We start from the raw sequence: 8,832 nt of genomic DNA on the forward strand, positions 1-8,832 counted from the left end.
GTTCTGGCTGGTGCTCCGGGGTGTCTCGCTCCGCGTCAGACACCCCGGAGCGCCAGCCGGGACCGGTGCCCGCGGCGGAACCGTGACCCGCGTGGGACGCCGCGGGGTCCTGGCCGTGTGTCGCCGCCAGCCGGCCGAGAACCCCGGCGATCGGGCCCCACTGCACCGCGCGCATCACGCCGGTCATCACCCGGATGCCGGTGCGGGTGCGGGGCGCGTACATCGCGATCCGGCCCGGGAACATCTTCTGGGCGGCGTCGACCCGGGGCCGCATCCGGCGTTCATAAGCGGCCAGCGGGCCGTCGGCCGATGAGGCGCCGGCCGGCGAGCCGTCGGCCGATGAGTCGCCGGAGAGCAGCGTCGACGCCAGTGCCTCGGCGCCCTGGAGGGCCAGTGCGGTGCCCAGGCCGCTGAGCGGGCTCGCGCACCACGCACTGTCGCCGAGCAGCACCACCCGGCCGCGGTGCCAGCGGTCGACCGCGGTCTGGTCGTAGGTGTCGAGGGCGAAGTCCGGCGCCTGCCGGGCCGCCGCCAGGAACTCCGCGGTGCGCCAGCCGACCCCGGCGAAGGTCCGCTCCAGCAGCGCGAAGCGGGCCTCCCGGTCACCGCGCGGCGGCAGCGAGGTGGCCGGGAAGGAGAGGCCGATCTCCTGCTCGCCCGGGTGGCCCGGCCGGGCGGTGACCAGCAGGCCGCCGGGCACATTGCACATCAGCAGCCAGTCGTCCAGGCGGGGCGTGCCCGGGCGCTCGGTGAGGGTGAACCAGGCGTGCGCGAAACCGAGCGGGCGGCGGAACCCCTCCTCCGGGCCGAAGGCGAGCGACCGCACCCGCGAGTGTGCTCCGTCCGCGCCGATGACCAGGTCGAACGTGGCGGCGGGACGACGGCGGAACGTGACGCGTACCCCGGAAGGGGTTTCCTCGAGGGTCTCCACGGTGTCGCCGAACCAGTGCGTGACGTGCTCGGCCGCCGCGTCGTGCAGGACCCGGGCGAGATCCGTGCGCAGCAGCTCCTCCGTGGAGACGAAGCCGTGACCGCCGAAGGCCTCGGCGGGCATCGCCGCGCGCCGCCGTCCGCTCTCGTCGATCCAGGCGACACCCCGCTGGTCGACCAGGTGGGTCAGGCACTCGCCGAGCAGCCCGAGCCGGTCGAGCACGTCCCGCGAGTCGCCGCGCAGATCGACGGTCTGGCCGCCGGTGCGCAGCTCGGGAGCGATCTCGACGACGGTGACCCGCCAGCCCGCCCGGCCGAGCATCACCGCCAGCGCGTCGCCGCCGATGCCCGCACCCACGATCAGAACGTTGCCCATGACTCCCCCTAATGCGAAAGGCTTCGCTTTTAACGTACGAGCGCAGGCGCTTCTAATGCAAGTGCTTTCGCGTTAGAGTCGTCGGTGTGACCCAGGTGACCGGAAATGCCCGCCCCGGCGGCCGCACCGCCCGCACCCGCGACGCCGTGCACGCGGCCGTTCGTGAGCTGCTCGCCACGTCGGCGGATGGCACGATCAGCCTGCCCGAGGTGGCGGCCCGCTCGGGCGTGCACCAGGCGACGATCTACCGGCGCTGGCGGACGGCCGAGGCGCTGCTGCTCGACGTGGCGATGGCCGACGTCAACGACCGGTCACCGGTGCCCGCGACCGGAGACCTGCGGGCCGACCTGCTCGCCTACGGGCGGCACCTGGCCGTGAGCGTGACCCGCCCCGGCGGCCTCGGGCTGCTGCGCGCGCTGATCTCGGCGGCCGCGGATCCGGCGGTCGGGCTGGCCGGGGCGGGGGAGCTCACCGAGCAGCGGATGGAGCGGTTCCAGACGATGCTGGACCGGGCCGGCGCCACCGAGCTGACCCCGGTCGACATCCTGGAGCTGATCCACTTCCCGCTGTACGTCGCCGCGATGATGCTGCACGGGCAGCGCCCGCCGGACGTACCGGAGATGCCGGGCAACGTCGAGCGCCTGGTCGACAACGTCATCGCGGTCCTCGAACACCGCCGGGGGTAAGTCTGTCGCGGTTCCGGCCGATCGTGTCGGTGTGGCCATCCTCAACCGGGTCCGGCTGGGTGCGCGGCTGACCGCGGCCTTCGTCGCGGTGGTCGTGCTGCTCTTCGTCGTCATGGCGGCGGCCCTGACCACCACCGCGCGGCAGGGGAGCGCCGCCCAGCGGATGGCGGCGGCCCAGAACTTCGTCGCGCTGATGAAGGACGCGAAGTACTCCGCGGCCGACTTCAACGGCTGGCAGACGGCGTACGCCTTCGACGCCCTCCGCGGGGTGGCCGGCGCCGCCCAGGACACCGGCGACTCCCGGGCCAGCTTCCTCGACGCGATCCAGACCTTCCAGACCACGGTGGCCGCCGCGACCGAGGCCGCCACCAGCACCGCGACCCGGACGTCGCTGGGGGAGCTGAGCACGCTCACCGACCAGTTCCTGACCGTCGACACGCAGATCGCCGCGCTCTACAACCGCGGGACCACCGCCGGTAGGAAGGCCGCGAACGCGCTCGTCCTCGGTCAGGAGATCGAGATCTTCCAGCAGATCACCGAACACCTGGACACGGTGATCACCGTGGCGGTCGCCGACTTCACCGCGGCCCGGACCGGCGCCGACGCCGCCCGGCGCAGCGGCGAGATCCTGGTCTGGAGCGCCGGTTCGGTGGCCGCCGTCATCGCGATCGTGCTCGCGGTGGCCGTCACGCGCTCGGTGACCCGCCCGGTCGACCGGGTACGCCACCGCCTGGCGCTGCTGGCCGAGGGCGATCTCGCCACCCCGGTCGAGGTCACCGGGCGGGACGAGATCGCGGCGATGGCGACCGCGCTGCGGCAGAGCCTCGGTGCCCTCGGCGCGGCGATGCGTACCATCGACGAGTCGGCGATCTCGCTCGCGGCCGCCACCGAGCAGCTGTCGAACACCTCGCAGCAGATCGCGTCCTCCGCGGAGGAGTCCGCGAGTCAGGCCCGGACGGTGGCCGACGCGACCGGGCAGGTGTCGCACAACGTGCAGATCGTCTCCGCGGGCACCGAGCAGATGGGCGCCGCGATCCGCGAGATCGCGCACTCCACCAGCGAGGCGTCGGCCGTGGTGGCGACCGCGGTACGTACCGCCCAGGAGGCCGGCGCCACGGTCGGTGACCTCGGCCGGTCGTCCCGGGAGATCGCCGAGGTGGTCGAGGTGATCACGTCGATCGCCGCGCAGACCAACCTGCTGGCGCTCAACGCGACGATCGAGGCGGCCCGGGCCGGCGAGTCCGGCAAGGGGTTCGCCGTGGTCGCCGGGGAGGTCAAGGACCTGGCCCAGGAGACCGCCCGGGCCACCGAGGACATCACCCGCCGGGTCGAGGCGATCCGCGGCGGCGCCGACAGTGCGATCGCGGCGATCGGGCGGATCACCGAGGTCATCGGTACGGTGAGCGACTATCAGACCACGATCGCCTCGGCCGTCGAGGAGCAGACCGCGACCACGGCCGAGATGAACCGGGGCGTCTCCGACACCGCGATCAGCGCCGAGCAGATCGCCGCGAACGTCGCCACCGTGGCGCAGGCCGCCCAGTACACCACCGAGGGCGTCACCGAGGCCCAGCGGGCCACCGCCGAGCTGGCCCGGATGTCCAGCGACCTGCGCACCCTGGTGTCCCGGTTCCGCTACGAGGTCTGACGGTAGCTCTCCACGTACCGCCGACAGGGCTCCGGCATCTCGTCGCCCTCGTTCTCGGCGAACCAGATCTCGTTCTCCAGCCAGTACCGGGCGATGAACTCCTCGAACGACTCCGCACAGAACTCGATGCCCTCGGTGCCGTCCGGCTCCACCTCGGCGTAGTGGTCCTCGGACGAGACCACGGCGTGGCCGGCGCCGTTGTCCGCCAGGTAGAGGTACCAGTACAGGCAGCCCTGCTGGTCGGCGAGGAAGGTGATCAGATGTCCCTGGGCGGCGGGCATCGGTACCGGTTTTTCGGCGAGGTCGAGGTAGCAGGCCGTGCTCGACCGGACGCGCTTCTGCAGCTTGGGCGTGCTCATGAAGGTGACGAACGACGGCGGCAGGGTGAGCCCCCGCTTCGCGCACCGCTTGATCAGCTTCTTCAGCCCGCCGGTGTAGCCGTCCTCGCCGATCGGCCACTCCCTGTGCTTGCGCTGCCCGGCCAGCCAGGCGAAGTCACCGGTCAGCTCGAACGGCAGCGGCGGGAGGGCCCGATGCTCGTAGTTTCCGTAGGTGCCCACGTTCGGCCGGGCCTCGACGTCGGCCAGGTCGATGCCCCACCAGCCGGCCCGGAACGGTGTCTCGTCAACGCGCATCCGCACATGATCCAGGTCGGTCGCCGTGTGCCCGGGGTGGGGCCGGGCACACGACGATGTCGCACGTTCTCAGCAGGTGGCGAGGCTGAAGTTGAACAGGGTGTCGACGTCGCCCTCGGTGGTGTTCATCGACATCGTGCTGGTGCCGGTCGAGGTGCCGGCGTCCACCCGCAGCTCGGTGTTCAGGTTCAGCACACTCTCCGAGCCGCATTCCGCGTACGCCAGGACCGGAGCGACGTCCCAGGTGGTCCAGAGTCCGTTGAGCGGCCCGGTGAACGTGGCGTCCTTGCGCTCGGTCGACGACGAGCCCTGCCAGTAGTAGCTGGTCCGCTGCAGCGCGCTGGCGCCGGAGAGCAGGCTCGCCTTCCCGCGGTAGTTCGCCGAGGCGATCGCCACGGTCCAGCCGGCCGGGATGCTCACCAGCACGCTGATCTGGCAGTTCTTGCGGCGCTCGATGACACTGGCGTCCCCGCCGGCGGTGGCGACGAAGTCCCGGTACTTGACCCGGAAGCCGGTGTCGTCGCCGTTGCTGACGATCGAGGTGGTGCCCGTGGTGCAGCCCGATCCGTTGGCGGCGATCACCTCGACGGTGATGGTGGCGGCGGCCAGCGCGGCGGCGTCGGAGGTGGCTCCGGACGCCGCGTGTGCGGGGGTGCCGAGCGGGAGCGCGAGGGCCGTGGCCAGCACGGCGGCCAGGGCGCGATTGCGGTTTCTCATGGACTTCCTCCGGGAGCAGAGATGAACCGGGCACGGCTTTATCGGGTGCCACGGTAGTGATTCTTGAGTCATTCCAGAGCGGAAGGCTTAACATCCGGGCCCACCGTAGTGTCGGCCGTCGCGCCGACACAAGCGCCGATTTTGCATTGATCTCCATCGAATTAAAAGGGTCGTTCACGGAATCGGTTTCGGTCACGGTGCGGGTCCGATAAATGGCGATAAAACAGACAGAATGGCGTACGTAACGCGGCTTTTGGGGGTTTCCTGCCTTGCCCTCCTCTTTCACAGCCAGCACAAAGAAATCCCTTCAGTGGGTCGACCGCTGTTGACTTCTATTCACAACCGTCAATAGCTTGAGCGCGATCCGCTCCCAACCCCGAAGGGACGAACATGAAAAGGTTGTTAACCCGTGGATGTGTGGCGTTGGCGCTGGTGGCGTCCACGCTGCTCGTCTCGTCCCCGGCGTCCGCGAAACTCATTCTCACCGATCCGCCGCCCACCGACGAGATCTCCATCGAACTGGTCGCGATGGCCGGTTCGGGCTGCGCGCCGGGCACCGCCGACGTGGCGATCTCGCCGGACAACTCCGCCTTCACCGCGATCTACAGCGCCTACCTGGCCCAGGCCGGCCCGGACATCGCGGTCACCGAGAACCGGAAGAACTGCCAGCTCAACGTGCTGGTCAACGCCCCGTCCGGCTACACGTTCGCGATCGCCAAGGTCGACTACCGCGGGTACGGCTACCTGCAGACCGGCGCGGTCGCCCAGCAGCGCGCGAACTACTACTTCCAGGGCATGACGGCCGGCAGCTACGCGAACCACGCCATCGCCGCCCCGCTCGACGACAACTGGATCGCCACCGACGAGGTCCCGATCGCGTCCCAGGTCTTCCGCCCCTGCGGCGAGGAGCGCAACCTCAACATCAACACCGAGCTGCGCGTCACCAAGGGAACGTCCACCGACGTCAGCTACCTGACCATGGACTCGGTCGACGGCAGCATCGAGACGGTCTACCACTTCTCCTGGCTCCGCTGCACCACCACGAAGTAAGGGACGGCAGTGCGCCGGTGGCGAATCCGCAACATTCGCCACCGGCACCGTCTCGGGCCGGCTCGGCGTGCAGCTCCCGGGCCGTCGGGGCCGGTGGGAGCGCCGGTGACGACCGGGTTGATCCGCAGGACCATCCGGCGGGCGCCGGGATCACGCGCTGATCAGGTCGAGCGCGGTGGAGCGTGCGGGCCAGCATCATCGGGGGCTGCCCGAGCGCGTTGAGGGTGCTGGTATCGAGGCGTACCCGGGTGGTGGCGGTCGCGAGTGCGAGTCCCAGCTTCCTGGGCCGAGCAGACCCGGCCGGCCTCGACTGTGGATCGACGGATCGTGAATGCCGGTGCTCTGCTCTACGATGTCGGCCATCGGACGAGGAGTTGCGGAGAGCGCGATGGGTGTCGACGAGAAGAACGAACCGGCCGGCGTCATCGACCTGGACCCGACACGGCCGCACCCGGCCCGGCGGTACAACTACTGGCTCGGCGGCAAGGACAACTTCCAGGCCGACCGGGACGCGGGCGACGCGATCGCCGGAGTCTTCCCGCACATCCGTACGGCGGCGCGGGAGAACCGGGCGTTCATGCAGCGCGCGGTCCGGCACCTGGCCGGCGAGGCGGGCGTCCGGCAGTTCCTCGACATCGGCACCGGCCTGCCCACCGCCGAGAACGTGCACGACGTGGCCCAGGGCATCGCCCGGGACTCCCGGGTCGTCTACGTCGACAACGACCCGCTGGTCCTCTCGCACGCCCGCGCCCTGCTGACCAGCTCGGCCGAGGGCGCCACCGCGTACATCGACGCCGACCTGCGCGATCCGGAGCGGATCCTCGCCGACCCGGCGGTGCGCGGCACCCTGGACTGGTCCGAGCCGATCGCCCTGATGCTGATCGCGATCCTGCACTTCGTCGAGGACCACGAGGACCCGGCCGGCATCGTGAACCGGCTGGTCGGCGCGCTGCCGCCGGGCAGCTACCTGGTCCTGTCACACGCGACGTTCGACCCGCTCGACCCGGCGACGATCGCCGCGATGAACGCGGTGAACGAGGGCATCAAGCCCCGCTTCTGCCCACGAACGTACGCCGAGGTCAGCGGTTTCTTCGGCGACCGTACGCTGCTGGAGCCGGGCATCGTCTCGGTCTCCGACTGGCGCCCAGGCCCGGGCCCGCGCCCGGCACCGGCGGAGGCCACGGGTTACGGGGCGATCGCCCGCATCGGGTAGCCGCACCGCGCCTCTGTTCGCACCGCGCCTCTGTTCGCGTCCCGCCGGTGGCTCAGCCTGCGGTGATGCATCACTTCCGATGCATCAACTCCGATGCATCTGGGTTGATGCATCGAATCGGATGCATCGCTTCCGATGCATCAAAAATGATGCATCCAGATTGATGCTTCATTCTTGATGCATCATGTGTGGGCGACTGCGCCGTACCAAGCCACGTCGGCGGGGGCCGGGCGTGGCTGGGGCTCGGCGCCGGCGCGCCAGTCGGCGACCGAGACGATGCCCGGCTCCAGCAGGGTCAAGCTCTCGAAGAAACCGTTGACCTCGGCGTACGTTCGTGGGCAGAACGGTGGGTTGCTGTCGGTGTTGACCGCGTTGAGGCGGGCCACGGTGGTGTCGTCGAGCGGGTCGAACGTGGCGTGCGACAGGACCAGGTAGCTGCCGGGGGCCAGGGCGGCGAGCAGGCGGCGAACGATCGCGTACGGGTCGTCGGTGTCCGGGACGAAGTGCAGTATCGCGACCAGCATCAGGGCGATCGGCTCGGACCAGTCCAGGGTGCCGCGCACCGCCGGGTCGGCGAGGATCTTCTCGACGTCGCGCAGGTCGGCGTCGATGTAGGTGGTGGCGCCCTCGGGGGTGCTGCCGAGCAGGGCGCGGGCGTGCGAGAGGACCAGCGGGTCGTTGTCGACGTAGACGACCCGGGAGTCCCGGGCGATGCGCTGGGCCACCTCGTGGGTGTTGTCGGCGGTGGGCAGGCCGGTGCCGATGTCGAGGAACTGCCGGACACCGTACTCGGCGGCGAGGGTGGTGACCGCCCGGCGCAGGAAGCCGCGGTTCTCCCGGGCGGCACCCGGGAGCTGCGGGAACGCGGCTGCGATGGCGTCGCCGGAGTCCCGGTCGGCCTGGAAGTTGTCCTTGCCGCCGAGCCAGTAGTTGTACCGCCGCGCCGGATGCGGCACCGACGTGTCGATCCGATCCGACGCGCGTCCCGCCTCGCCCACCGCCGACTCCCTCTGCCGCGGGCAGCCGTCGCCGATATGTTCCGGCGAGCCCGTTCGGCGCCCAATGCGGACAGCGTAGTGATTTCCGCCGATCGATGGGGTGCGGCGCGCGGAGCCGGCCTTCGGCAGGTCCGGCCTTTCTCGAACAGGCCCGTTCCGCCTCTCGGCTGGTCGTGGGGGGGGGGGGGGGGGGCTTCGAGCCGCTAGAGACACCCCCATGACCAGCCGAACCGGACAAGCTGGCGTTCATGGGTCCCTCAGAGCGGCTGAGACACCCATGACCCTGCTGGTCGATTCTGGACCGCACGGGTGGGACGCCGGATCCCGCGTCGAGTGCCCGTCCGAATCGCTCGCCGTCCGGGGATCGTCGATTCCGTCGGCCGGGTTTCGGTCGCGGGCCCGCGGGGCGGCGGTGCCCGCAGGCGGTGGGCCGGCCGTCCAGGGTGCCTCGGGCCGGTCCGGCTGGCGATCCGGGGTGTCTCGGGCCGGTCGGCTGGTGGTCAGGGGTGTCTCGGGCGCCCGAGAGAGGATCAGTTCGTAGAACCGGGCACCGACCGTGCGGGTCGGCTCGCCGTAGTA

Annotated in this window: 8 protein-coding genes; 4 read left to right on the forward strand and 4 right to left on the reverse strand. The window is 70.7% G+C overall.

All coding sequences use genetic code 11. From position 1 onward, the window contains the following. Positions 1 to 1,306, reverse strand: a 1,306-nt coding sequence (locus AB0M08_RS46585; protein ID WP_364508540.1) for an FAD-dependent monooxygenase, incomplete at its 3' end; no start/stop codon positions are given. Between the two features lie 86 nt (positions 1,307 to 1,392). Here AB0M08_RS46585 and AB0M08_RS46590 point away from each other — a divergent pair. Both AB0M08_RS46590 and AB0M08_RS46595 read left to right on the forward strand, forming a co-directional pair. Continuing rightward, complete coding sequence (locus AB0M08_RS46590; protein ID WP_364508542.1) at positions 1,393 to 1,992, forward strand: TetR/AcrR family transcriptional regulator C-terminal ligand-binding domain-containing protein; 600 nt, start codon at positions 1,393 to 1,395, stop codon at positions 1,990 to 1,992. Between the two features lie 31 nt (positions 1,993 to 2,023). Then, positions 2,024 to 3,640 carry a methyl-accepting chemotaxis protein gene (locus AB0M08_RS46595; RefSeq protein WP_364508545.1) on the forward strand — a complete coding sequence of 539 codons (1,617 nt, stop codon included), beginning with the start codon at positions 2,024 to 2,026 and terminating at the stop codon, positions 3,638 to 3,640. Here AB0M08_RS46595 and AB0M08_RS46600 read toward each other — a convergent pair. Both AB0M08_RS46600 and AB0M08_RS46605 read right to left on the reverse strand, forming a co-directional pair. After that, the gene (locus tag AB0M08_RS46600) at positions 3,628 to 4,275 is read right to left on the reverse strand and encodes a hypothetical protein (RefSeq protein WP_364508548.1); all 648 of its coding nucleotides are present in this window, start codon (positions 4,273 to 4,275) and stop codon (positions 3,628 to 3,630) included. The genes AB0M08_RS46595 and AB0M08_RS46600 overlap by 13 nt on opposite strands. 69 nt (positions 4,276 to 4,344) lie before the next feature. After that, positions 4,345 to 4,992 carry a DUF4360 domain-containing protein gene (locus AB0M08_RS46605; protein ID WP_364508551.1) on the reverse strand — a complete coding sequence of 216 codons (648 nt, stop codon included), beginning with the start codon at positions 4,990 to 4,992 and terminating at the stop codon, positions 4,345 to 4,347. Positions 4,993 to 5,409: 417 nt separating this feature from the next. Here AB0M08_RS46605 and AB0M08_RS46610 point away from each other — a divergent pair, with 417 nt between their 5' ends. Further along, a complete protein-coding gene (locus tag AB0M08_RS46610; RefSeq protein WP_364508554.1) occupies positions 5,410 to 6,042 on the forward strand; it encodes a DUF4360 domain-containing protein in 633 nt (210 codons plus the stop codon). A gap of 388 nt (positions 6,043 to 6,430) precedes the next feature. Then, positions 6,431 to 7,255, forward strand: a complete 825-nt coding sequence (locus tag AB0M08_RS46615) for an SAM-dependent methyltransferase (RefSeq protein ID WP_364508556.1) — start codon at positions 6,431 to 6,433, stop codon at positions 7,253 to 7,255. A gap of 182 nt (positions 7,256 to 7,437) precedes the next feature. On the opposite strand, the gene AB0M08_RS46620 is transcribed toward AB0M08_RS46615, so the two are convergent. Further along, positions 7,438 to 8,253, reverse strand: a complete 816-nt coding sequence (locus AB0M08_RS46620) for an SAM-dependent methyltransferase (protein ID WP_364508559.1) — start codon at positions 8,251 to 8,253, stop codon at positions 7,438 to 7,440. Positions 8,254 to 8,832: the final 579 nt, after the last annotated feature.

Source organism: Actinoplanes sp. NPDC051851, from assembly GCF_040681165.1.
Taxonomy (GTDB): domain Bacteria; phylum Actinomycetota; class Actinomycetes; order Mycobacteriales; family Micromonosporaceae; genus Actinoplanes.

What these genes read in the sequence shown, in the direction of transcription:
- AB0M08_RS46600 (WP_364508548.1), bottom strand. Translation starts at nt 4,275, where the DNA reads ATGCGCGTTGACGAGACACCGTTCCGGGCCGGCTGGTGGGGCATCGAC.
- AB0M08_RS46605 (WP_364508551.1), bottom strand. Translation starts at nt 4,992, where the DNA reads ATGAGAAACCGCAATCGCGCCCTGGCCGCCGTGCTGGCCACGGCCCTC.
- AB0M08_RS46615 (WP_364508556.1), top strand. Translation starts at nt 6,431, where the DNA reads ATGGGTGTCGACGAGAAGAACGAACCGGCCGGCGTCATCGACCTGGAC.